The organism is Candidatus Poriferisodalis sp. (genome assembly GCF_965262965.1).
Lineage (GTDB): Bacteria > Actinomycetota > Acidimicrobiia > Acidimicrobiales > Poriferisodalaceae > Poriferisodalis.
Map to the genome: position 1 here is coordinate 249,318 of NZ_OZ253573.1, position 22,369 is coordinate 271,686.

At 66.8% G+C, this 22,369-nt stretch carries 24 protein-coding genes and 1 pseudogene; 13 read left to right on the forward strand and 12 right to left on the reverse strand.

Annotated elements, in window-relative coordinates:
* Positions 1-83: 83 nt before the first annotated feature.
* The 3 genes from ACQY5K_RS01250 (at position 84) to ACQY5K_RS01260 (ending at position 3,201) form a co-directional block, all read left to right on the forward strand.
* Positions 84-983 carry a crotonase/enoyl-CoA hydratase family protein gene (locus ACQY5K_RS01250; RefSeq protein ID WP_428119345.1) on the forward strand — a complete coding sequence of 300 codons (900 nt, stop codon included), beginning with the start codon at positions 84-86 and terminating at the stop codon, positions 981-983.
* An 80-nt stretch (positions 984-1,063) separates the two neighbouring features.
* Positions 1,064-1,945, forward strand: a complete 882-nt coding sequence (locus tag ACQY5K_RS01255; RefSeq protein WP_428119347.1) for an LLM class flavin-dependent oxidoreductase — start codon at positions 1,064-1,066, stop codon at positions 1,943-1,945.
* A 62-nt stretch (positions 1,946-2,007) separates the two neighbouring features.
* Positions 2,008-3,201, forward strand: a complete 1,194-nt coding sequence (locus ACQY5K_RS01260; RefSeq protein ID WP_428119349.1) for a CaiB/BaiF CoA transferase family protein — start codon at positions 2,008-2,010, stop codon at positions 3,199-3,201.
* A 5-nt stretch (positions 3,202-3,206) separates the two neighbouring features.
* Here the strand turns inward: ACQY5K_RS01260 and ACQY5K_RS01265 are convergent, their stop codons facing one another.
* Together ACQY5K_RS01265 and ACQY5K_RS01270 are read right to left on the reverse strand one after the other, a co-directional pair.
* The gene (locus tag ACQY5K_RS01265) at positions 3,207-4,508 is read right to left on the reverse strand and encodes an MFS transporter (protein WP_428119351.1); all 1,302 of its coding nucleotides are present in this window, start codon (positions 4,506-4,508) and stop codon (positions 3,207-3,209) included.
* 66 nt (positions 4,509-4,574) lie between these two features.
* On the reverse strand, positions 4,575-5,186 hold the full coding sequence (locus ACQY5K_RS01270) for an EthD family reductase (RefSeq protein ID WP_428119353.1): 612 nt from the start codon (positions 5,184-5,186) through the stop codon (positions 4,575-4,577).
* Positions 5,187-5,262: 76 nt separating this feature from the next.
* Between ACQY5K_RS01270 and ACQY5K_RS01275 the strand changes: the two genes are divergently transcribed.
* Positions 5,263-5,607, forward strand: coding sequence for a metallopeptidase family protein (locus ACQY5K_RS01275; RefSeq protein ID WP_428119355.1), 345 nt, complete (start codon positions 5,263-5,265; stop codon positions 5,605-5,607).
* A gap of 36 nt (positions 5,608-5,643) precedes the next feature.
* On the opposite strand, the gene ACQY5K_RS01280 is transcribed toward ACQY5K_RS01275, so the two are convergent.
* The 4 genes from ACQY5K_RS01280 to ACQY5K_RS01295 all read right to left on the reverse strand — a co-directional run bounded on the left by ACQY5K_RS01280 (position 5,644) and on the right by ACQY5K_RS01295 (position 9,026).
* Positions 5,644-6,777: an acyl-CoA dehydrogenase family protein gene (locus ACQY5K_RS01280; protein WP_428119357.1), complete on the reverse strand. Its 1,134-nt coding sequence runs from the start codon at positions 6,775-6,777 to the stop codon at positions 5,644-5,646.
* Between the two features lie 10 nt (positions 6,778-6,787).
* Complete coding sequence (locus ACQY5K_RS01285) at positions 6,788-7,930, reverse strand: alpha/beta hydrolase family protein (protein ID WP_428119359.1); 1,143 nt, start codon at positions 7,928-7,930, stop codon at positions 6,788-6,790.
* 16 nt (positions 7,931-7,946) lie between these two features.
* Positions 7,947-8,444 (reverse strand): VOC family protein, encoded by a 498-nt coding sequence (locus tag ACQY5K_RS01290; RefSeq protein WP_428119361.1) that lies wholly within the window; start codon positions 8,442-8,444, stop codon positions 7,947-7,949.
* Between the two features lie 99 nt (positions 8,445-8,543).
* On the reverse strand, positions 8,544-9,026 hold the full coding sequence (locus ACQY5K_RS01295) for a 2'-5' RNA ligase family protein (protein ID WP_428119363.1): 483 nt from the start codon (positions 9,024-9,026) through the stop codon (positions 8,544-8,546).
* 67 nt (positions 9,027-9,093) lie between these two features.
* Between ACQY5K_RS01295 and ACQY5K_RS01300 the strand changes: the two genes are divergently transcribed.
* The 5 genes from ACQY5K_RS01300 to ACQY5K_RS01320 all read left to right on the forward strand — a co-directional run bounded on the left by ACQY5K_RS01300 (position 9,094) and on the right by ACQY5K_RS01320 (position 11,203).
* Complete coding sequence (locus tag ACQY5K_RS01300; protein WP_428119365.1) at positions 9,094-9,792, forward strand: hypothetical protein; 699 nt, start codon at positions 9,094-9,096, stop codon at positions 9,790-9,792.
* A gap of 36 nt (positions 9,793-9,828) precedes the next feature.
* Complete coding sequence (locus tag ACQY5K_RS01305) at positions 9,829-10,086, forward strand: peroxiredoxin family protein (RefSeq protein ID WP_428119367.1); 258 nt, start codon at positions 9,829-9,831, stop codon at positions 10,084-10,086.
* Positions 10,087-10,183: 97 nt separating this feature from the next.
* Positions 10,184-10,438: a hypothetical protein gene (locus ACQY5K_RS01310; RefSeq protein WP_428119369.1), complete on the forward strand. Its 255-nt coding sequence runs from the start codon at positions 10,184-10,186 to the stop codon at positions 10,436-10,438.
* 141 nt (positions 10,439-10,579) lie between these two features.
* A complete protein-coding gene (locus ACQY5K_RS01315) occupies positions 10,580-10,849 on the forward strand; it encodes a type II toxin-antitoxin system Phd/YefM family antitoxin (RefSeq protein ID WP_419922537.1) in 270 nt (89 codons plus the stop codon).
* Between the two features lie 42 nt (positions 10,850-10,891).
* A complete protein-coding gene (locus tag ACQY5K_RS01320) occupies positions 10,892-11,203 on the forward strand; it encodes a PIN domain-containing protein (RefSeq protein ID WP_428119371.1) in 312 nt (103 codons plus the stop codon).
* A gap of 59 nt (positions 11,204-11,262) precedes the next feature.
* Here ACQY5K_RS01320 and ACQY5K_RS01325 read toward each other — a convergent pair whose 3' ends face one another.
* A complete protein-coding gene (locus ACQY5K_RS01325; RefSeq protein ID WP_428122810.1) occupies positions 11,263-12,483 on the reverse strand; it encodes an ISL3 family transposase in 1,221 nt (406 codons plus the stop codon).
* A 311-nt stretch (positions 12,484-12,794) separates the two neighbouring features.
* Entirely contained in the window at positions 12,795-13,373 is a 579-nt protein-coding gene (locus ACQY5K_RS01330; RefSeq protein ID WP_428119373.1) for an enoyl-CoA hydratase-related protein, read from the reverse strand.
* 9 nt (positions 13,374-13,382) lie between these two features.
* Here ACQY5K_RS01330 and ACQY5K_RS01335 point away from each other — a divergent pair, with 9 nt between their 5' ends.
* Together ACQY5K_RS01335 and ACQY5K_RS01340 are read left to right on the forward strand one after the other, a co-directional pair.
* A complete protein-coding gene (locus ACQY5K_RS01335; RefSeq protein ID WP_428119375.1) occupies positions 13,383-13,790 on the forward strand; it encodes an AAA family ATPase in 408 nt (135 codons plus the stop codon).
* A gap of 178 nt (positions 13,791-13,968) precedes the next feature.
* Entirely contained in the window at positions 13,969-18,993 is a 5,025-nt protein-coding gene (locus ACQY5K_RS01340; RefSeq protein ID WP_428119377.1) for a fibronectin type III domain-containing protein, read from the forward strand.
* Between the two features lie 247 nt (positions 18,994-19,240).
* Here the strand turns inward: ACQY5K_RS01340 and ACQY5K_RS01345 are convergent, their stop codons facing one another.
* Positions 19,241-19,420, reverse strand: a complete 180-nt coding sequence (locus tag ACQY5K_RS01345; RefSeq protein ID WP_428119234.1) for a hypothetical protein — start codon at positions 19,418-19,420, stop codon at positions 19,241-19,243.
* 42 nt (positions 19,421-19,462) lie between these two features.
* On the opposite strand from ACQY5K_RS01345, the gene ACQY5K_RS01350 reads away from it, so the two are divergent.
* Positions 19,463-19,612, forward strand: a complete 150-nt coding sequence (locus ACQY5K_RS01350) for a hypothetical protein (protein WP_428119232.1) — start codon at positions 19,463-19,465, stop codon at positions 19,610-19,612.
* Positions 19,613-20,237: 625 nt separating this feature from the next.
* Here the strand turns inward: ACQY5K_RS01350 and ACQY5K_RS01355 are convergent.
* From ACQY5K_RS01355 to ACQY5K_RS01365, 3 genes and pseudogenes are all read right to left on the reverse strand, one after another.
* Positions 20,238-20,381, reverse strand: a complete 144-nt coding sequence (locus ACQY5K_RS01355) for a hypothetical protein (protein WP_428119244.1) — start codon at positions 20,379-20,381, stop codon at positions 20,238-20,240.
* Positions 20,382-20,421: 40 nt separating this feature from the next.
* Positions 20,422-20,841: a transposase gene (locus ACQY5K_RS01360; RefSeq protein ID WP_428119379.1), complete on the reverse strand. Its 420-nt coding sequence runs from the start codon at positions 20,839-20,841 to the stop codon at positions 20,422-20,424.
* A gap of 31 nt (positions 20,842-20,872) precedes the next feature.
* Positions 20,873-21,343: pseudogene (locus ACQY5K_RS01365) on the reverse strand (transposase); the annotation flags it as partial.
* A gap of 495 nt (positions 21,344-21,838) precedes the next feature.
* Here ACQY5K_RS01365 and ACQY5K_RS01370 point away from each other — a divergent pair.
* Positions 21,839-22,306 (forward strand): hypothetical protein, encoded by a 468-nt coding sequence (locus ACQY5K_RS01370; protein WP_428119381.1) that lies wholly within the window; start codon positions 21,839-21,841, stop codon positions 22,304-22,306.
* Positions 22,307-22,369 lie beyond the last annotated feature (63 nt).

Sequence of the window (22,369 nt, forward strand, 5' to 3'; positions counted from 1 at the left end):
ACGTAGAGAACGGCTTGGCGTGTAGACAAGCCGCCGACACAATCGCCCGTCATCATGGGCGTTTCGGAATGCGAGGGGGCACAGTGCCGGAGTTCGAAACGATCCTGTACGAGGTCGAAGACCGCGTCGCAACCATCACGCTGAACCGGCCGGAACGGCTGAACGCCTTCAACAGCCAGATGCAGCGTGACGTGCTTGATGCGATCGATCTCGCGGATGCCGACGACGAGGTCCGAGCGGTGATCTTCACCGGCGCCGGCCGCGGGTACTGCGCCGGAGCCGACCTGGGCAAGGGCGCCGCCACGTTCGACTACGACCGCCAGACCGACGAGCAGAAGGCCGAGCGTGCCACCGAGGGACGCTCAACCGACGACCTCTCGTGGATGCGCGACGGCGGCGGCTTGCTGACGTTGCGGCTGTACGAGTTCAACAAGCCGCTCATCGCCGCCATCAACGGCCCCGCCGTGGGTGTCGGCGTCACGATGACGCTGCCGATGGACGTGCGGCTGGCGTCCAACAAGGCTCGCATCGGATTCGTATTCGCGCGCCGGGGCCTGGTGCCCGAGGCGTGCTCGTCGTACTTCTTGCCACGCGTCGTGGGCGTGTCGAAGGCGCTGGAGTGGTGCTTCAGCGGCCGAGTGTTCGATGCCGACGAGGCGCTTGCGGGCGGCTTGGTGCGCAGCCTGCACGAGCCCGACGACCTGCTGCCCGCAGCGCGGGCTCTTGCCGCAGAGATCGCCGAGAACACCTCCGCGATCTCGGTGACGCTGATCCGTCACATGATGTGGCGGATGCTGGGTGCGGACCACCCGATGGAGGCCCACAAGGTCGACTCACGCGGCATCTTCAACCTCGGCCGCGGCGCAGACGCGCGCGAGGGCGTGGTGTCATTCCTCGAGAAGCGTCCTCCAGAGTTCTCACTGCGCCCCAGCGAAGACCTTCCCGACTTCTTCCCCTGGTGGGACGAGCGCAGCTTCGCCTAGACGGCCCGGCGCAAGATTTCGGCACCCGACTAGGGTGCGATGTCGGTTTGGCGCCTAGGCGCGGCCGAGGGGGCAGGGGCATGGACGTCGGGATACTGATGCCGTTCGCCAGCGACGGCTGGCACGACATCACAGATGGGCAGGTGTACAGCGAGGAGCTGGGCTTGGCCCTGCTCGACCACGTGTCGGACGGCCGCTTTCGCTTCGGCGTCGGTCGCGGCTTGTCCCGTCGTGAGTACGCGCCATTCCGCGCCATCGAGATGGATGAATCCCGCGCCCGCTACGACGAGGGCACCGCAATGGTCATCGACGCACTGCGCACGGGTTTCATCGAGGGCGACGGGCCGTTCTATCCCCAGCCGCGCACCGAGATCCGCCCCCGGCCCGAGCGCTCGTTCGACGACCGCCTGTACTGCGTGGCCTCCAGTGACGACTCCGTCGAGGCGGCTGCGCGTTTCGGCGGACGCATGACGATGTTCGCGGACCGTTCCTGGGAGCACCGCATGCCCAGCATCGAGGCGTATCGCTCCCGATTCTCCGAGCTGCACGGCCGCGCAGCGCCGACGCTGATGACAGCGGACTTCTGCTTGTGCATGCCCGATGCGGCCAAAGCTGAAGAGCGCGCCCACCACTACATGGGTACCTACTTGGGCAGCCTGCTCGAGCACTACGAGGTGATGGGCGACCATTTCGCGGTGACCGAGGGCTACGACGCCTATGCCAAAGCCTCCGAGGTGCTGCGCCGGGTTGGGGAGAGCGGCTTCTTGAAGATGTTCATGTCGGCCACGGCGTGGGGAACTCCCGATCAGATCTTGGCCACGCTTGAACGGCGTCGGGAGATGATCGGGCCGTTTGAGTACACGACGGCGTTCCGGTACGGCGGCATTCCGTTCGACGAAGCCAGGGCTTCGATGGAGCTGTTCGCCGAAGAGGTCCTGCCTGTGCTCTCGACTTGGGACTAGCGGCGTCGGGCACGAGCCCGCCCGAGGCCGCATCACGGCCTTCCCAACGCACTGCTGGGCCGGTGCTTGGACCCCTGCACGGCGTTCGGGTCATTGACCTCTCGGCGGTTGTCTCGGGCCCGTTCGGCACGTCGATCCTGGCCGACCAAGGCGCCGATGTCATCACCGTGGAGCCCATGCACGCGCCGGACATAGTGCGCAACGCAGGCCCGTCAGTCGAGAGCGCCCGAGGCGTCAGCGCCTTCTGGGCAGCGATGAACCGCAACAAGCGCTCGGCGGCGCTGAATCTGGCGCACACAACGGGCACGCAGATCGTGAAGGATCTCGTGCGCGAGGCCGATGTCGTGGTCCAGAATTTCCGCCCCGGTGTGCTGGACCGCATGGGACTCGGCTGGGAAGTGCTCAGTGCGATCAACCCGCAGTTGGTGATGTGCTCAGTCAGCGGTTTCGGTGCCGATGGCCCGTATTCCCATCGTCCCGCATTCGATCCGATCGTGCAGGCGATCGCCGGCTATCCGATGGTGCAGATCGACGATGACGGTGCGCCGCAGCTGATGGCGACGATCGTCTGCGACAAGGTGACGTCGCTCAATGTCGCCCAGGCCGTGTGCGCGGCGCTGGTGGCGCGGGCGAACGGCTTCGGCGGCCAGCACATCGAGCTGGCGATGATCGACGCCAGCATCCATTTCCTGTGGCCCGAGGCCATGTGGAACGAGACCTATCTCGACCACGAGACCGACATGCCCAACCTGTCGTCAATCTATGAGCTGTTCCCGGCAACCGACGGATGGGTGATGGTGTACCCGATGGCCACCGACGCCCACTGGCAGGGAATGTGCGGGGCCCTCGGCCGGCCTGATCTTGCCACCGATCCGCGTTTTGTGGACCTGCAAGGCCGGGTCCTGTACGGCGGCGACGTGAACGACGAATTGGCCAAAGAGACGGCACGGTTCTCGACAGCGGAGTTGGTGGAGCTGATGGACACCGCCGATGTCCCCGTCGGGCCGGTCAACACTCGCGCCGAAGTGATTGAGGATCCGCACGTGCGCCACCGGGGAATCGTGGTGGAGTCGGTGCATCCGACTGCGGGGCGTATACGCACAGCGCGGCCGCCGGCGTTGTTCTCGGCGACTCCATCTCGTCCGGCACGCCCTGCACCGCTGCACGGCGAGCACACCGCAGAGGTGCTTGCGGAAGTCCTCAGCTATGACGACACCCGCATGGCCGCACTGCGGTCCGCGGGCGTCATCGGCTGAGAGCGCTACGTCGGCGTTGCGCCGGGACCGGCCGCTCGACTCGATGGTGCATGCGGTTCGGGGTCGTCGCCCCAGCCGGTGAGCGCGATGCCCACGATGCACGCCGCGACTGCGAGGGCAAAGGCGGGACCAAAGCTGTCGAAGCGGTCGGCGAGCAGACCGCCGAGTTGGGGTCCTGCCGCCAGGCCGAGGCCGAAGACGATCGTCGCGACGCCGTAGGCGGCACCGAACTCGTCGCCGGCGAGGTTGTCGCTGACGCGTGCGGCGATCGAAGCGATGATGCCCGTGAAGGCGGTGCCGAACACGAACGCTGACGCCCACGCAAGCGGTGGCCCGCCAACTGCAAGCGCGGGATATGCCGTCAAGGTGATGATCGAGACCATCGACACGGTGAAGCCGATGGTGACGGTGCGCCGTCTACCGAGGCGATCCGCCATGCGGCCGAAGATCGGCCCACCGGCGATGCTGCCGATGCCGATGGAGGAGAAGGCAATTGCTGCACTGCGGCGGTCGAAGATGTCGCCGTAGCCCTCAAGGTGACTGACGATGAAGGTGAGCACCGTCGTCACGACGAAAGCGTGGAGGCTGTAGGCGACGATCAGCCGGGCAGCCTGCGGCACTTTCGCGAGCGCAGCACGAGCGCCGGAAAACCCGGTCCGCCCGGGTGTGCGCGACCACCTGCGCACGGCCACGACGAGGGCCACCAGCACCGCGACACCGATCACGAATTCGATCCCGTACACCTTGCGCGGGTGAGTGAGATCGGCAGCGGCGAGTACGGCTTGCCCTGCGTCGCCGTTGCCCGAATCGCTGAGCAGCGAATCGATGGCAGCGGCCGCGACCATGCCGCTGCCGACGCCGCCGGTCATCCAGCCCGCAGCAGCACCCCTGCGCTCGGGCCCCAGCAGCTCGGCGGCGAGGCCGGGGGTGCCCACCCACACGCCTGCGGCGCAGAAACCTGTCAGCGCGAGTGCGGCGGCGGCGATTGCCACGTTTGGACTCCACGCCAGCAGCGCCAAGCCGACCACGTTGCCCGCGAGGCCGATCCGCACCGCTTCGCTCAGACCGGTGCGCCCGACAGTCACCGCAACCGCCAGCGAGCCCAACACGTACCCCAGCAGGTTCAGTGAGCCCAGAGCACCCGCAGCAGTGTTGGACAGGCTGAAGCCGTCTCTCAAATCGGTGTACAGCAGCGAGTACGTGAAGCGTCCGAATGACTGCGACACCGCCGCCGATGCGGCCAGCGTGAGCAGTGTGGCAATCCTGCGCGCCGGACTGAACCCGTCGGCATGCGTCGCAGTGCTCATGACCAGCGCGCCGTGTGGCTCATCGCGTTCCGCAGACGGGCTCTCGCGGGTGCAATGACGTGGGGTTCAGTCGTGTGGCCAGGTGACCGCCGGAACCGGCGGGCGCTGACCGTAGATGGTCTCGGTCGTGATCACGCGTCGCGGTGAACGCTGGCCATCGGCGAACTTGGCCACGTCGGCGCGGATGACCTCACGGTCGTTGTCGTCGCCGAAGAAACGCTCACGCATGTCCTCGAGCGTGGAGAACGACACCAGTGCGAATCCGTCGAGCGGCTGGCCGCTGAGGGTCGCCACCACGCTCAGCTGGGTGTAGTCCCACATGCCCGGATGGTGCGCAAGGGCGAGCGGCGCGTGGGTGTCGCGCCAGTGACTGTCGCCCTCGACATGGGAGAGGTCCGGGCGGTGCACCATCGCGAAGATGGCGGTGACGCCAGGCGAAGGGCTGCCGGGCTCGGCCGACTCAGACCGTTCGCGGATGATGCGGGAGAACGCCAGGTACGTCCCGCACTCCGCAGCGGGCGCGAGCAACGACGCGTCGTCGGTCATGGCGCGCACCATTGTCCGGAACGGAAAGTCGCGATGGTCGTGGGGATCGGCGGCGTAGCAGACGCCATTGACCCGGGCTGCTACCTCCGCCGCGGTGTCAGGATTGTTGCCCGTCACGACGAGTTCGTGCATTCCATGACGCTAGTGCTGGGCTTCGAGGGGTGTCGGCGTTGGTGGCGCTTGCGCAGCCAGTCGGCAGGATGGGTTCGTGCTCGAGATGGACGAAGAGCCTTTTGCCGAGCTCGTCGAAGAGGCGCTCGAGCTGATTCCTGACGCGTTGCGCGATCTGATGGACAACGTGGCGATCTTCGTCGAGGACCGGGGCGAAGATCCTGACCTGCTGGGCGTGTATGAGGGCATTCCGCTGACCGAGCGGCATGACTACGGCGGCTTGGCGATGCCCGACAGCATCGTCATCTACCGGTTGCCGATCCTGGAGATGTGCGAGACGGCCGACGAGGTGATCGAGGAGGTCTCGATCACGGTGGTGCATGAGATCGCCCACCATTTCGGCATCGAGGACGACCGACTGCACGAGCTGGGCTGGGACTGAGCGATCCCCCCGGGTGCTGTGCTTCGCGCTCAGCGCTCAGATGCGGCCGAGGCCGAGATCGAGGTGGCCGCGAGACACGTTGGCGGCCAGTACCTCAGTCGGGCCTTCGGCGAGGCGCATCGCACGAACCCGACGCAGCATGTCCGCAAGCGGATGTCCGTCGATCAGCGCAGTCCCGCCGACGAGCCCGATGGCGTCGTCGCAGACTCGGCTGAGCGTCTCGGTTGCCAGTGACTTTGCCGCCATCACCTCGTTCACGGCGTTCTCGTCGGCGTCGACGAGGCGCGCGGTGCGGTACAGCGCGCTGCGAGCGGCGTAGGCGGCGATGCGCATGTTGCCGAGCGTGATGCGTTCGGGTGCTGTGCCGACAGCATTGGGATGGTCCTCCAAAGCGTGGCGGGCGGCGCGCGCTGCCAGCGTGTCGGCGACGAGCTGCAGGGCGAAACGGCACTGGCCGACGCAATCTGCAGCGATCGCCATTCGGGTGGCGCTGATCTGGGCGAGCGCACGGCCCATGCCGCGGCCCGCCTCGCCGATGACGTGAGTCGCGGGCAGTCGCACATCGGCGAACGTGAATGCGGCGTGGTGGCTGCCGTCGAGCGTGGCGAACCGCTGGGTCAGGGTCACGCCCCCTCGGTTGGTCTCGATGAGCACCATTGCCGGCCCAGCACCTTCGACCTCGACGAGGGCGTTGATGAAGTCGGCTTCTGCGCCGCCCGTCACATACGACTTCTGCCCGTTGACGACGAGTTCGTCGCCGTCGCGCCGGGCCCAGGTGGGTCGGGGTGCGTCGGACGGCTCGGTGAATCCGAATCCGCCGCGCAGGTCCCCGGCGAGGTACGGCAGCAGGAATCTCGAGCGCAGCGGTTCGCCGACCTGCGCCAGCACGCCTGGCGATGGGCCGAAGACGCCGCCGAGGTGACCGACGCCGTGGCGTGCGAGCGTGTCGCGAACGATGCACAGCGCCAATGCCCCCGCTTCGGTTCCGCCGAATGCCGCGGGCTGCGTCATGGCGAACACACCCGCCGCCTTCGAGGCCTCCCGAACTGCGCCCGCAAGCTCAGAATCGCCGTCGGCGCCGGCGTGATCGGCAAGCGTCACCAGCTCCGGCGCCAGCTGCTCGGCTACCTCGAGCCACCTCTGGTGACGAGCGTCCAGGAAGTCCGGCATTGCGGGGACTCTAGGAGGTGTGGCTGCGCACCCAGTCGGTGATCAGGTCGGCAGCCTCGGCACGCGCCCCGGGGGGGTCGGCCAGGTAGTGGTCGCCGGCGATGCTGTGCATCGGCACGTGAGGTGCACCGGGTCGGCCGCGCAGCGCGTCGACGATCTTGGCGGTGTCGCAGGAGAAGATGCCGGTGTCGGCGTCGGCGTCGATGACCAGCGCCGGCAGCGTGATGTGCCGGGCTTGATCGGTGCTGCACTGTGAGTCGCTGAGGCTCCACATCGACAGCCAGGTCCGCAGCGAGCTGACCGTGCCGACGCCGAAGATCCCGTAGTTCGCCCTGCGCGGGTCGCCGAGGTAGCACCCGGGCACGGCTCGCCGGCTGGGATCGATCGAGCCGTCGAGCATGCGCAGGTCGGCCCACAGCCGTGGCACCACGAACAGGCGCTCGCGGTGTCCTGCGGCCGACAGTCGATCCAGCTCGTCCTTGCACCATGCGGTGATGCGGTCGTTGCGGGCACGCTGCGCATTCCGGTATGCACCAATGAACACAGGATCGAACGGGGGCTGGCGATCCGCGGCGTATGGGTCGAGGGCCGAGTCGACGCTGAGGGGATCGTTCTCGTCGGTGACCGATGGATCCATCCAGTTCGTTAGGACTTCGGCTCGGCCGGTGTGCGCCACGATGGAGACGTAGAGATCACCGCCGGCCAGATCGTCGATCGCCGGGCTGAGACTTCGCCGGCTGTACTCGGGAACCAAGTTGGGCGCCGTGGCCTGGGCTTGATAAGTGGCCATGAGCGAGCCCCCGCCGCTGTTGCCCAGCAACACGACGCAGTCGACGCCTTGGCCTCGCAGCCATCGGACCCCGACATCGATGTCCGCAAGCGCCAAGTCGGCCAAGAAGTACGGCTCGCCGCCCCGGAAGCGAGTGTTCCAGCCGAGAAAGCCCAAGCCACGCTCGGCGATGAATTCGGCCAGGTAGTGCTCGCTGAAGTCGATGTTGTAGTGGGTCGCGATCAGTGCCGTACGAGGCTCGTGGCCCACGGGCCGGTAGTAGACGCCTTGGCAGGGATGGCCGCCAACCCCCGCTCGGGGAGCGGTGGCGCTCGGCAAGGCGACGAACTCGCGGGTGACGCGATCGGTCGAGCTGTCGTTCATTGGTGAACGTCCGTCGTCAGGCGGTGGCGCCGGACATCGGGGCACGCATCACGGAGAGAGCTTCGTCGGCGTCAGCGGGGATGCCCGGTGTATCGACACACAGCTCGATCATGATGCCGTTGGGGTCGACGTAGTACAGCGAGCGGCACCAGCCGTGGTCGATGTCCATCAGCGGCTTGATCCCTGCATCGGTCATGCGTTCACGCACAGCGTCCTGCTTCTCGAAGGTGGCTCGCACCGCGACGTGGTTCACCCACACCGGCAGGCCCACCGACGTGCTCAGGTCGGTGCTGAAGTCGGCCTGCTCGCCCATGTTCTCGATTCTGAAGAACGCGATGCACTCGTCGCCGCCGATGTCGTAGAAGACGTGCTTGATCCAGCCCGCTGGACGCCCGTCCGTGGGTGGCCGATTCTCCCCTTCGGCGTGGACCAGCGGAAACCCCATGAGGTCCTCGTAGAACCGATGGGTCGCTTCAAGATCCTTGGTCGCGAATGCGACGTGATGCAGTGCCATGACTCCCCCGCTGTGTTGCGTGTCCTACAGCGTCGCGCAGTCTCAGGCTCTCACGTTGCCGCCGCCGTGCTGCGCACGCGAGCGAGGTGGATAGGTGCGTCAGCCCAGCGGGAAACTGGCCACGTTCACGTAGTGGCCCCAGGGCGTCGATTCGACCAGGCAGATCTCTGACACAGTGAAGTTCTCGTCGAGTTGCGGCCAGTCCAGCGATGGCTGGGCGCGTTTGAAGCGGGCAATGGTCACATGGCCGACGAAGGGATGGTCCGGTGGCGGCTGGCCGATGAACATGGTGGCGTCGGTAACGGAGCCAGCAAGTTCGTCGACACCGGCGGCAGGCAACATGAGCACACCGCGGCCCAGCGGTTCGACAGCGGGGCCCAGCGCGACGCCAGTCGGAGCGAGCGAAACGGACTCGAGCGCCGCACGCGCCTCGCCGTGGTCACAATCGCCGAGGAATCGCAGCGTAATGTGCATGCGCTCGGGTGCTGTCCATCGCACACCGGGCGCCTTCGGCCGGGGGAGTGCTGCGAGGTCGCAGACCACATGTTCGGGAGGCCAGACAGCCACGAACAGGCGGTGCACGGCCCGACTGTAGACAAGCCACCGGTGCGTCGAAGCGATCTGTTGCGACCCGATTACGCTCGCTGCCGTGGCACAGCGCTTGCGATATGCGGTGGGTCTCGTCGCGGGCTGTCTGTTCGTAGCGGCTGCATTGGCCGGCTGCAGCGATGACAGCGGCGAGACACCCCAAACCGTGGTTCAGGCCACCGCCGCGTCCGCAGCCGGTTCTGCCGAAACCGGGGACACCACTGCGCGCAGCGGCTCCGACGATGACCACGAAGACGCCGAGCGGGATGACGACGCCGATGACGACGATCGTGACCGTGACGTTGCCGATGATTCAGATCGTGACGACGAATCCGACGACGCGCCCGGCCACGAAGAAGACGACGGCGAGTCTGACGACGGCGAGCCAGATGATGATTCCGACGGGGGGTCGGGGGATGATTCGGACGATCGTGAGAGCGATGACGACGATGACGGCCGCGATGACGACGATGACGGCGGGCGCGATGACGATGACGGCCGCGAGGATGACGATGACGGCGGGCGCGAGGATGACGATGACGGCGGGCGCGAGGGCGACGACGATGACGAGTCCGAGGATTCCAGCGACGCCGACGATGGATCTGAGCAGTCCTCTGACGCCGTAGCCGCCGAGCCTGCTGCGACTGAGGAGCGCCCGCTGGTGCTTCAGCTGGCCGTCCCCCAGCTCAATGGCGAGCTGTTCGACGTCAGCTCGGCGGCCGGCCGCGACGTGCTGCTGTGGTTCTGGGCACCGTGGTGACCGACGTGCCAGAGCGAAGCGCCTGCGGTCGCAGCGTTGAAATCACAGCACGGAGACAACCTCGTTCTCCTCGGCATTCCCGGCCGCGACACCCGAGCGGCGATGTCACGCTTCGTGAGCACGTACGGCGTCGGGAACATGCCGCACCTACCCGACGAGAATGGCGACCTGTGGACCGCGTTCGGCGTCAGCTACCAGCCCCGCTGGTTTCTGGTCCGGGCCGATGGCACCTCCGATCGCGGCGGTGGCATCCCACCCGAGAGCATCGTCCAAGACGCCCTCACTGCCGGCTAGCCCGCCGGATCAAACGACCTCGCCAAGCCGTGCCGTCCCGTGCACCCGGCAGAATTCGCTTGGGCGTCCGGCAGATACTGAAATACATTCACTTTCTATGAACGATGAGATGCTGAGTGATGACGGCGGTGAGTTGCAGCGCCGCGAGCTGCGTGCTGCTGGGGTGCTCATCGCAGCTGACGCCCGACTGCGACCAACCACCACCATGGTCGCCGATGACGAGGCGGGTGACACGGTGGCAGTCGCCACCTTGCTGCTTGACGTGACCCGCCCAGATTGCGTCGACCGGGTCGTGAGCTGGTTGCGCGACACAGCGACGCTTCTTGAAGCCATCCGCTGCCTTGAAGACTGAACTCATCGTCGGAACAGACTCGAGCCGCGGGCGGTCTTGCGGCTCGGGGCTCGCGTTCGGCGACAAGCGAACGAGATGAGCGGACAATTGTGGCTACGCTTGTGCCCACCAGATGGAGTGCAGGTCACGAGGAGGCGCGAAATGCGCACGGTGGGGGTTCGCGAGTTCAGAGATCACGCTTCGCAGCTCATCGCTGCGGGGGAGACGCTCACTATTGAACGGCATGGCAAGCCAGTCGGTTTCTACGTCCCGATCAAGGCCAAGGACCGACGTGAGGGTGCCGCAGCGCTTGACAAGCTGGGGGAACTCGTCGGCAGCATTCTCGCACGGACAGGTATCAGCGAAGACGAGCTTGTGGCCGACATGACGGCCGAAGACGCTGCATCGCAACGAACGCACTCCACGGGCTGACGCAGCACCGGAATCGAGCAATTGTGCGGCGGGGAGACCTCGGTGCGGCTCGTCGTTGACACCAATGTGCTCGTCGGCGAGCTCTTGCGCGTCAAAGGGCGCGGGCGTCTCGCTGATGAGCGCTTGGAGCTGTTCATCCCGGAGCAGATGTGGGAGGAATCGCAATATGAGATTCCCCGCCGGGTAGCCCGCATCGGGGCCAAGCGAGGGCTGAGCGTCCACGAGTCGAGCGCGTTGACCGAACTCGCGCTGGGCGCCATCGAAGCCAACGTCGAAAAGGCGCCTGCGATGCTCTCGTTCGAGCCTGTATGCGCGTGCGCTTCAGTGGTTGCTCGCGGATGCCGAGCGCAGTGAGATCACGGCTCAGCTCGACGCCGTCTACGCGGAGGAATCCTCGGAACTCGACGCTGGCCTTAGCGCCGCACAGGTGCGAGCAATCTCGGACGACCGTTGATCCGACGCGGAGACATCTGCTGGATCGACTTGGGCCAGCCAGCGGGTTCCGGTCCGGCCCATCGCCGTCTGATCGTCGTTGTCTCTGATGACGAATTCAACCGAAGCCGAATCTCGACGGTGATCGGCGTCGTCTGCGCCACCAATCTTCGGCTGGCTGACGCCCCAGGCAATGTGATGCTGCATGTAGAGGAATCAGGCTTGCCGTACGACTCCGTTGTCAACGTCTCCCAGGTGATCACGGTCGACAAGGCGGAGCTGACCGAGCCGCCGGTCGGCGCCGTTGGGTTGCCGTCGATGAGGCACATCGAGGATGGCCTCAGACTGGTCCTCGGCATGACGCCGCCATTGCAGCGCTGGTGAGGCGGTCTGACCGAGCTGTCAGCGCCTGACATGCGTTTTCGTGAGGGCCAACGGAGAGGACGTTTAGGTCGCCACTCTCCGTGCCGGACGCGTGCTGCGGACACGATCAGTGGACACGATGTTGGACACTCAGGTGGACAAAATAGAGAGCCTTCGTCTTTTTGTGGGATTGGGGCTGCTGGGCTCGGCGGGGTTCGTGTCAGGAGGAGTCCGCGGGTTTCGGAGTTGGTGTAGTTGGTGATGCCGTGGGCTTTGCGGCGCAGGACTTGGAGCAGGTTGTTGGTTCGGTCGATGCGGCCGTTGGGGCGCCGTCCCGTTTGGTGCCAGTCGAGGATCTGGTGGTGCCATGCGAGGAAGGTGTCGACGGTGTCGCTGAACTCGGGGATCTGCGCGGTGCGGTAGATGTCCGCGAACCGGTCGAGTGCTTCGAGGGCGCCTTTGCGGTCGGCGGCGTCGAGCTTGTCGGGCCGGCGCGTCAGCAAGAACCGCGCCCCGAACACTTCGGGGTCGAACGCCGGCTCGGAGCCCTCGGGGCGGCGCTGCACGTCGCGGCGCACTGCTGAGAGGCCCGCCGCGAACCATCTGATCACGTGGAACCTGTCCAGCACATGGCGGGCGTGGCCGAGGCGCACTTCGATGGCTGCCTTGTACGCCGCCGAGCCGTCGCACACCACGACCTTCACGCCACGGCACCATTTGTGCCCCTGAGCAGCCAAAACCCCCGACAGCGCCTGGGCGCTGCGGTGGGGCGCCATGGCGAGCACCTCGCCGGCGTCGCGGTTCGCCAGCACCGTCACGTACCGGTGCCGTTCGCGGATCGAGGTCCCCGTCCACCACCAGCACCCGGCACCTCTGGCGACGGCGGCGGCCGGCGACCAGGCCTGCCCAGGCCACCACCAGCGCGTTGGCCAGCCTCCAGCTCAGCGCGTGGCGGCGAGCTGCGGCGTTGACCGTCATCGCCCGCGCGTCGGCCACCAGCCGCTCAGGCGCGTCGACGACCACCCCCAGCACTCTGACGCGCGGCAGCCACAGCCGCACCGACACAACATCACGCCTCATCGACGCCCTCCAAGGTTCGGCGCCTGTAAACACCGATCCCCCCAGGGCCTCGACCCCTACAAACGGACCCTCAACCCGCAAAACGACGAAGGGCCAACAACGTGCCCAGCAGCTGGCTGGTGCGAAGGCCCATGTTCTCGAACGCCTGGTTGACGAGCAGCTTGTTGAGCGCCAGCTGGTTCGCCGGGATGTGTGCGAGCCGGCGGGCGAACGCCTCGACCTGATTGCCGAGCTCGTCGGGCGGGTACACGTAGGCGACCAGTCCGATGCGGTGGGCGGTCTCGGCGTCTATGGCGTCGCCCGACAGCAAGAACTGCTTGGCGTGCTCGAGGCCTAGCCGATATACCCACATCATCGTGGTGGGCGTGCCGTAGATGCGCGAGGGGGCATAGCCGATGTGCGCATCTGAGGCCATGACCAGCAGGTCACAGCACAGGATCATGTCGGTGGCCCCGCCGATCGCCCAGCCGTGGATCTGCCCGAGCACCGGCTTGGGGCACTCCCAGATCTTCATGAACCGCTTCACGTTGTGGCCCATGAACTGCCAGTCCCGGACAGGGTCCCAGGCGCCCTCGCGCGGCTTGGGACCGGATGCGCCGTAGGGGCTGCCCCACGAGTCGTACGGCTCCTCGGAGCCGCTCGTCGTCACGGCGTTCGAGTGATCGACCTTGACCAACCAGCGGTACGCGATGCAGTGTCGTGCGACCCCGCGACCTTCGTCTCGGGGCCCGCGCCCGTATGCATCGACGAATTCCAGAAAGCACCCGTGGTTCTCGATGCCATCAAGGCCGAGCTGAATCGGAACCGTGCGCCAGGGCGGTTCGTGATCACGGGATCGACGAGATTCGACGCCTTGCCGACTGCGGCGCAGGCACTGACCGGCCGCATTCACATCGTCGATGTTCTGCCGTTCTCGCAGGGCGAGACGACAGCTCATTGGCGGACACACGACGGCCAAGAGGCCGGCGTGGTCATCGAGCGCGTCGACGGGTCCGTCGTCGCCCTCGTAGTCCAGAGGTGGTCGGCCGCGGTAACGTCCGTCATTGATGCACAGGTCTTTGACTGAAGGTGTTGCGGTGAGCCAAGCGGTGAACGACTCGTCTCATACGTCCTGTATGAGCCGAAGGCAGACCGGCTCGACGGCGTGAGACTCCCCCCCCCCCCCCCCCCCCCCCCCCCCCCCCCGATCTCGCCGGGAGCGAGCCGATCGGGCTGCGGGACGGCTCGAAGCCGCCGCTGTCGCGGTGACTTCGGCCGTCCGCGACGGCGGCGTCCGGCTGCGTCGGCCGATGCGTGCGCTGGCTGTGTTCGTGCTGCTGGTCACGGCGCTGGCTGTGGCCACGCCCCTGTCCCAGGCGCAGACGCCGACGCCGGCGAAGCTGGTGTCGAACGCCGGCCAGACTCATCTTTCAAGCGCCAGCAATGCTTTCCAGGCGCAGAGCTTCACGACTGGGAGCAACACCGGCGGATACACGCTGTCCGATGTCCGCATCCATCTGGCCGGTTGGCCTGGGACTGCGACGACGGTGGTCAAGATCCGGAACCACAGTACTAACCAACCAGGCAGTGTGGTCGCCACGCTCGCGAACCCGGCCACCCTCACCAAGAATGCGGTTAATACTTTCACGGCGCCGGCGAACACCACTCTTTCGGCGTCGACGGTCTACTGGGTGTACGTCAACGACGGTGTCACTGGAACCAGAGTGGCCCTCAATCGAACGGACAGCAACGCTCAGACGGGCCTGACGGGCTGGACCATCGCCGATACACGGTTATGGAGGCACAACGAGATCAGCTCTTGGAGTTCGTCGAGCTCGGTGCTGTCGATGGAGCTCCAGGGCTACGCGAACAGCCCGCCCGCCACCACCACCACGACGACGACCACGACGACCACGACCGCGCCTGCCAACAGGGTGCCGGTGTTCGCGGCTGCTTCGTTGACGCGCAGTGTTGCGGAGAACACCGCGGCGAACACGAATGTGGGCCTAGCGGTTCCCGCGGCGACCGACGCAGACTCGGGTGACACGTTGACTTATTCGATGGTGGGCACAGACAGCGCCTCGTTCAGCTTCGATGCGGCGACGCGGCAGATCAAGACCAGGTCGGGTGTGTCCTATGACTTTGAGACCAAGGCCAGTTATTCGGTGGCGATCAGGGTCAACGACGGCACGGCCAGCAACACGTTGCCGGTCACTATCAACTTGTCTGATGTGGCTGAGCAGCCGTCGCGGCCTGCGGCGCCGTCGGTGTCGGCGACGTCGGGTTCGACGACGAGTGTGGACGTGGCCTGGACCGCGCCGGACCGCAACGGGGGCCCTGCGTTGACCGGCTACAGCGTGCAGTATCGGGCCGGTTCGAGCGGTGTGTTCAGGGCTTGGTCGCATTCGGGGACGTCGGTGTCGGCGACGATCACCGGGCTGACCGCCAACACCAGCTATCAAGTGCAGATACGGGCTCTCAACGGGGAGACGCCCAGTGCATGGTCGCCGTCGGGCACCGGCCGCACCAACACGCCCGCCAACAGTGCGCCGGTGTTCGCGGCTGCTTCGTTGACGCGCAGTCTGGCGGAGAACACCGCGGCGAACACGAATGTGGGGGCGGTGGTTCCTGCGGCGACCGACGCCAACAGCGACTCGTTGACGTATTCGATGGAGGGCACAGACAGCGTCTCGTTCACTTTCGATGCGGCGACCCGGCGTATCAAAACCAGATCGGGCGTGACCTATGACTTCGAGACCAAGACGAGTTATTCGGTGACGATCAAGGCTTCCGACGGCACCGCCAGCGACACGGTGACGGTCACTATCACCTTGACTGATGTGGCCGAGCAGCCGGCGACACCGGCTGCGCCGTCGGTGTCGGCTACGTCGGGTTCGACGACGAGCCTGGACGTGGCCTGGACCGCGCCGGACCGCAACGGAGGCCCCGCGCTGACCGGCTACAGCGTGCAGTATCGGGCCGGTTCGAGCGGCGTGTTCAGGGCTTGGTCGCATTCGGGGACGTCGGTGTCTGCGACGATCACCGGGCTGAGCGCCGACACCGGCTATCAAGTGCAGGTACGCGCTCTCAACGGGGAGACGCCCAGTGCATGGTCGCCGTCGGGCACGGGCCGCACCAACACGCCCGCCGCCAACAGGGCGCCGATGTTCGGCTTCCTCGCGCTGGGGCGGGGGGTCAGGGAGAACGCCGCGGCGAACACGAATGTGGGTGGAGGGGTGGTTCCTGCGGCGACCGACGCGGACGGTGACACGTTGACGTATTCGATGGAGGGCACAGACAGCGCCTCGTTCACTTTCGATGCGGCGACGCGGCAGATCAAGACCAGGTCGGGTGTGTCTTATGACTTTGAGACCAAGGCCAGCTATTCGGTGACGATCAAGGCTTCTGACGGGACGGCCAGCGACACGTTGGCGGTCACTATCAACTTGACTGATCTGGCTGAGCAGCCGGCGAGACCGGCGGCGCCGTCGGTGTCGGCGACGTCGGGTTCGACGACGAGTGTGGACGTGGCCTGGACTGCGCCTGCCCGCAACGGGGGCCCCGCGCTGAGCGGCTACCGCGTCCAGTATCGGGCGGGCTCCAGCGGTGTGTTCAGGGCCTGGTCGCATTCGGGTACGTCGGTGTCTGCGACGATCACCGGGCTGACCGCCGACACCGGCTATGAGGTGCAGGTGCGGGCCCTCAACGGGGAGACGCCCAGTGGTTGGTCGCCGTCGGGCACGGGCCGCACCAACTCGCCGACCAACAGTGCGCCGGTGTTCGCGGCTGCTTCGTTGACGCGCAGCCTCGCGGAGAACACCGCCGCGAACACGAATGTGGGGGCGGCGGTGCCGGCGGCGACCGACGCGGATTCGGGCGACACGCTGACTTATTCGATGGAGGGCGCCGACTCCGCCTCGTTCAGCTTCGATGCGGCGACGCGGCGTATCAAGACCAGGTCGGGCGTGGTCTATGACTTTGAGACCAAGAGCAGCTATTCGGTGACGATCAAGGCTTCCGACGGCACGGCCAGCGACACGGTGCCGGTCACTATCAACTTGACTGACGTGGCTGAGCAGCCGGCGACACCGGCGGCGCCGACGGTGTCGGCGACGTCGGGTTCGACGACGAGCGTGGAGGTGGCCTGGGGTGCGCCGGGCCGCGACGGGGGCCCCGCGCTGGTCGGCTACGGCGTGCAGTACCGGGTGGGCTCCGCCGGTGTGTTCAGGTCGTGGTCGCATTCGGGGACGTCTACGTCGGCGACGATCACGGGGCTGAGCGCCGGCACCGGCTATGAGGTGCAGGTACGGGCCCTCAACGGGGACACGCCCAGCGGATGGTCGCCGTCGGGCTCGGGCCGCACCAGCGCGCCCGCCAACAACTCGCCCGCCGGCAGGCCGCCCGCCGGCAGGGCGCCTGCCGGGGGCGTGCCGTATTTCCCGCCCGACGTCTATGTCGGCGGCGGCGGGCCCGGTCCGAGCACTGTGGACTATGAGTGGACGGTGAGCCACGACATCGAGGGCCTCGACGGGGGCCATGACGAGCCGACGGGCTCGTGGTCCGACGGGGTCACTTTGTGGATCGTCGACGACGGCTCCGGCGCGGACAACGAGGTGTACGCCTATGGCCTGGCCATGGGCGAGCGGGTCGAGGGGAGCGAGTTCGTGCTCGACGACGCGAACCGCGCCCCTCGCGGCTTGTGGTCCCGGACGGGGATTGCCTGGGTGTCCGACAGCGGCCGGGACCGTGTCTTTGTCTATGACCTCGACAGCGGCGACCGCCTCGCCGAGCGCGAGATCGCGTTGGATCAGGCCAACGGCGATGTCCGCGGCATCTGGTCCGACGGCGGGACCTTGTGGGTGCTGGACCGCGCGCGGGCGCTTTTCGCCTACGACCTGGCGGGCGGGCATCTGCTCGCGCACCACCTGCTCGACAGCGCCAACAGCGACCCCCGCGACCTGTGGTCCGACGGTGTCACTGTCTGGGTCTCCGATCATGGCGCCGAGCGTCTGTTCGCCTACCGGCTGCCCGCCCGCGCGCAGGCCGACAGCGGCGAGCCGCGGCTGCTCGAGCGTGTCCCTCGTGAGGAGTTCGGGGAGCTTTCCGGCGCCGGCAACAGCAGTCCTAGCGGGATCTGGTCCGACGGCGACGTCATGTACGTGGTCGACGACAGGGACCGCCGCGTCTACACCTACAACATGCCCGACGCCATCGACGCGCGCCTCGCCGCGCTCTGGCTCAGCGGCGTCGACTTCGGCGGGTTCGACCGCGACCGCACCGGCTATGTCGCCGTCGCCGGGCAGGGCGTGACCGAGACCGTCGTGACCGCCGAAGCGGCACAGCGCCGCGCCGATGTCGAGATCAAGCCCGGCGACAGCGACGCCGCCGACGGCCACCAGGTCGCGCTCGGCGGCCTCGCGGCGATCACCGTCACGGTGACCTCCGCCGACGCCAGCCGCACCAAGACCTACCGTGTGGCCTTCTTCGCTGTGCCCGCGGACGTCGACGCGCCCGGGCTGCACCTGGCCGGCGCACACCCGTGGGTGGCATCGGACTGCTCCGGCGACGTGCCGATCGTGGTGGCCTCCGACGCCGACGCGCAGTCGGACATCTACTCAGCAGTCACCCTGGCAGGGATCATCGGCACGGACTGCATAGTGCTCGCCGGCGCCCGCGAAGCGTCCATGCCCCAAAGCCAAGCGACGCGGCTCGCCGCAGCAGCACACGGCGGCTACGTCGTCGGCGGCCCAGCAGCAGTGCCCCCCGCCAAGCTCGGTGACCGCGATATGTCACGAATCTGGGGCGGCAACCGGTGGTCGACTGCGCAGAAGGTCGGCGATCAAGCGATCCGACTGGCCGGAGGCACTCCCGCGGAGGCGTCTGCTGCCCAACCCGCGCCGCTGCCCGCGGACGTCGGCGCGCCCGGGCTGCACCTGGCCGGCGCACACCCATGGGTGGCGTCGGACTGCTCCGGCGACACGCCCATCGTGGTGGCTTCGGATGCCATGGCACAATCGGACATCTACTCAGCAGTCACCCTCGCACGCATCATCGGCACCGACTGCGTGATACTGGCCGGCGCACGCGAAGCGGCCATGCCCCACAGCCAAGCGACACGGCTGGCCGCAGCAGCACCACACGGCGGCTATGTCGTCGGCGGCCCAACAGCAGTGCCCGCCGCCAAAATCGCCGACCGCCACAACATCACCCGCATCGCCGGCCCGAACCGCTGGCAAACCGCCCAAAAAGTCGGACACCAAGCACGCACACTCACCAACAGCACCCAATAAACCGCCGTCACAGCCGCACAGGAACACCCCAGTGCACCGCGCACCGACGCCACGCCGGCCTGGACCGGGTTTCCCGGCTTGAAATCTTGTCAGGGAGCGTACGCCAGCATCACGATTCGCTCTGAGGCCGATGCGGCACCGTCGAATCTCGCGGCTTCAGCTCGGACACGGTTCGAGCTGCTGGGCGGCGTGGAACTGTCGTTGTCCCCACGTGAGCCGATGCGCGAAATGTTGCTTTGAGGGCAGCTCAGTCTTCGACATGCAGACCCAACGCCACGGCAAGTTCGGTCACGAAGGCCAAGCCGTTGCCGACGCTGAGGTCTGCGTGAACGATGTCTGTGTTGAACCAGTCGTGGCCTCGTCCGTCGCTGTCGTAGATGATTGCCGTATGCCCAGCTTGTTCGACGATGGCCAGCAGTATCCGCATCGGCTCACGTGCGCGGTCAGCGGCGACTTCAACTTGTCGTGAGTGCCAGATGAATCCGGCGGCCGGTTGCCCGCCGATCGATGCCCGAGTCCGCTGCTGCGCCCATCTGCGTGCGCACCCACAGTGCTGTGGGGGACCGGCAATGAGCTGCTCACGCCCGATCCCGTAGTGGTCGAGTTGGTCGTCGCGTAGGTCTATGACGCGAAGGCCTGTCAGGCATGTGACACGGCGCAGGCATCGACCACGCAGATCTGTGCGCCGAATGGTTGCAGTTGCACCCCCAGACATCGTGCAAGGCGCTCTCCAGCAGCGCACCTACGTGGTTCTGTGCCAGATAGACGTGGGGGATCGGCTGGCCGTCGGTGACGGGAAGTGGGCTGAATCGGCTGTCGCCGACCCCTGTGCTGTTGAAGACCTCGGCGTGGCGCGACACGTTGAACCACGATGTCCCAGCCGGTCATCCCAGCGTCTTGCAGGACAGAGATCACCGGCTGCCAGTATGCACGGAACTCAAGTGCCTCATCGAGCAGGACCGCCGGAATGTGAGTCCCGCCGTTCACTGTGACGGCCAGCACTTCGCCTCGCTTGCCGGACCGCTGGATCTGTTTGTGCACGGTGTTCACAGGCCGCCCATGCGCTGGGCGAGTTGCTTGACAGTGAATGCCCCGCTGTCGAGCAAGCTCTGTCGAGCGGCATGCACACGGTGGGCGTTGAGGATGCCGGCTTCCATGTTGGGTCACAGATACCGAAGCACTATTGGTGACAGCTATGACACACGATGCGGCGCTCGGAGGTCGATGTGCTTGTTACCGAGTGGCTATGGCTCGCGGAGCGGATCGTCGTAGGTGAGCAGTTCGACGGCGCTGACGGCCGTGATGTGCACGTCGAGGGCGAACCGGTGGGTGCCCGCATGGACGACGTAGAGGTGGTTGAGGTCCAAGTCGGTCAGGGCGCTGCGCATCGAGCGAGTCACCGAGCGACGGCGAACTCCATCGGGACTGTCAGAAACTCGAGCCTTCGTCTTTTTGTGGGATTGGGGCTGCTGGGCTCGGCGGGGTTCGTGTCAGGAGGAGTCCGCGGGCTTCGAAGTTGGTGTAGTTGGTGATGCCGTGGGCTTTGCGGCGCAGGACTTGGAGCAGGTTGTTGGTTCGGTCGATGCGGCCGTTGGGGCGCCGTCCCGTTTGGTGCCAGTCGAGGATCTGGTGGTGCCATGCGAGGAAGGTGTCGACGGTGTCGCTGAACTCGGGGATCTGCGCGGTGCGGTAGATGTCCGCGAACCGGTCGAGTGCTTCGAGGGCGCCTTTGCGCTCGGCGGCGTCGAGCTTGTCGGGCCGGCGCGTCAGCAAGAACCGCGCCCCGAACACTTCGGGGTCGAACGCCGGCTCGGAGCCCTCGGGGCGGCGCTGCACGTCGCGGCGCACTGCTGTGAGCCCCGCCGGCGAACCATCTGATCACGTGGAACCTGTCCAGCACATGGCGGGCGTGGCCGAGGCGCACTTCGATGGCTGCCTTGTACGCCGCCGAGCCGTCGCACACCACGACCTTCACGCCACGGCACCATTTGTGCCCCTGAGCAGCCAAAACCCCCGACAGCGCCTGGGCGCTGCGGTGGGGCGCCATGGCGAGCACCTCGCCGGCGTCGCGGTTCGCCAGCACCGTCACGTACCGGTGCCGTTCGCGGATCGAGGTCCCCGTCCACCACCAGCACCCGGCACCTCTGGCGCTGCGGCGGCCGGCGACCAGGCCTGCCCAGGCCACCACCAGCGCGTTGGCCAGCCTCCAGCTCAGCGCGTGGCGGCGAGCTGCGGCGTTGACCGTCATCGCCCGCGCGTCGGCCACCAGCCGCTCAGGCGCGTCGACGACCACCCCCAGCACTCTGACGCGCGGCAGCCACAGCCGCACCGACACAACATCACGCCTCATCGACGCCCTCCAAGGTACGGCGTTGTCTCAAACATCGATCCCCCCAGGGCCTCGACCCCTACAAACGGACCCTCAACCCACCCTCAACCCACAAAACGACGAAGGGCCGAGATGGGTCAATCGAGGCGGACGACCCGCAAGCTCGGTTTCGCGGATTCCGTCACCGAAGCGATCGAGCGCTTCTACAGCACGACGTTGCAGCGTTTACGGAAAGTGGCCCCGCCGGCACCCAAGGCATTGCCTAGCCATCCGGGGCCGCCACTCGCTGGGGACGGACCGGAGGGGGCTGTCGATGCGGGCCAACAAGAAGTGTCGAGGAGTGTCGACGATACGGCCGAGCGCGTTGTGCGTCGGGAACGGCCCGAAGTGGACTAGCGCCACCTCAGCGCCAGTCCTAGGCCGCCCTTCCAGGGCGAACCGTAGAGATCCTGGCGATGCCACGCAGCGTTCCGGAATTGGTGGTGATTCGGAAGACTGTCAGCGCAACCTTCCGAAATGGCCGCAGTTTCGGAAGGCTCTCCCGGGCGATTCGTTTCTGCTGAGTGGAACGGCCGCCCGGTCGAGGCGTGGGTGCCCGCACCGCTGTCGGAACGCGATCTCTCGCTGACGGCATCTGACGCTCGTGCGGCGGAGCGCGCCGTCGCAACGCTTCGAGCCGCCGACAGTCGGCTGCCAGCTACTTGGGAAGTGCACGCACGCTTGCTTCTGCGCCACCAAGGCATCGCTTCTTCGGGTATCGAGGGTCTGCGCGAACCAGTCGAGTCGGTGCTTGTCGCCGAGCGAATCGGTGGTGGAGACCCGGTTGGCTGGATTGCCGACAATCTCGCTGTCATCGGCGCAGCGCTCGACGGTGCCAATCAGCACGGCCATTGCCTGCGATCCCGGTGGATACTTGTCGGGTCTGCGACTGTTCGAAGAAGGCCAAGTCGGCTCATGGGTTCGATGGTTCACAGAAATCGCTGAACGCGCCGCTCGTACGACCACCGACATCGTGCAACAGACCGAGGAAGTGTGGCGGCGATGGGC

What these genes read in the sequence shown, in the direction of transcription:
- ACQY5K_RS01270 (WP_428119353.1), bottom strand. Translation starts at nt 5,186, where the DNA reads ATGCACGAACTCGTCGTGACGGGCAACAATCCTGACACCGCGGCGGAG.
- ACQY5K_RS01285 (WP_428119359.1), bottom strand. Translation starts at nt 7,930, where the DNA reads ATGAACGACAGCTCGACCGATCGCGTCACCCGCGAGTTCGTCGCCTTG.
- ACQY5K_RS01345 (WP_428119234.1), bottom strand. Translation starts at nt 19,420, where the DNA reads ATGCGGATACTGCTGGCCATCGTCGAACAAGCTGGGCATACGGCAATC.
- ACQY5K_RS01355 (WP_428119244.1), bottom strand. Translation starts at nt 20,381, where the DNA reads ATGCGCAGCGCCCTGACCGACTTGGACCTCAACCACCTCTACGTCGTC.
- ACQY5K_RS01280 (WP_428119357.1), bottom strand. Translation starts at nt 6,777, where the DNA reads ATGCCGGACTTCCTGGACGCTCGTCACCAGAGGTGGCTCGAGGTAGCC.
- ACQY5K_RS01255 (WP_428119347.1), top strand. Translation starts at nt 1,064, where the DNA reads ATGGACGTCGGGATACTGATGCCGTTCGCCAGCGACGGCTGGCACGAC.
- ACQY5K_RS01265 (WP_428119351.1), bottom strand. Translation starts at nt 4,508, where the DNA reads ATGAGCACTGCGACGCATGCCGACGGGTTCAGTCCGGCGCGCAGGATT.
- ACQY5K_RS01315 (WP_419922537.1), top strand. Translation starts at nt 10,580, where the DNA reads ATGCGCACGGTGGGGGTTCGCGAGTTCAGAGATCACGCTTCGCAGCTC.
- ACQY5K_RS01370 (WP_428119381.1), top strand. Translation starts at nt 21,839, where the DNA reads ATGGCCGCAGTTTCGGAAGGCTCTCCCGGGCGATTCGTTTCTGCTGAG.
- ACQY5K_RS01310 (WP_428119369.1), top strand. Translation starts at nt 10,184, where the DNA reads ATGAACGATGAGATGCTGAGTGATGACGGCGGTGAGTTGCAGCGCCGC.
- ACQY5K_RS01290 (WP_428119361.1), bottom strand. Translation starts at nt 8,444, where the DNA reads ATGGCACTGCATCACGTCGCATTCGCGACCAAGGATCTTGAAGCGACC.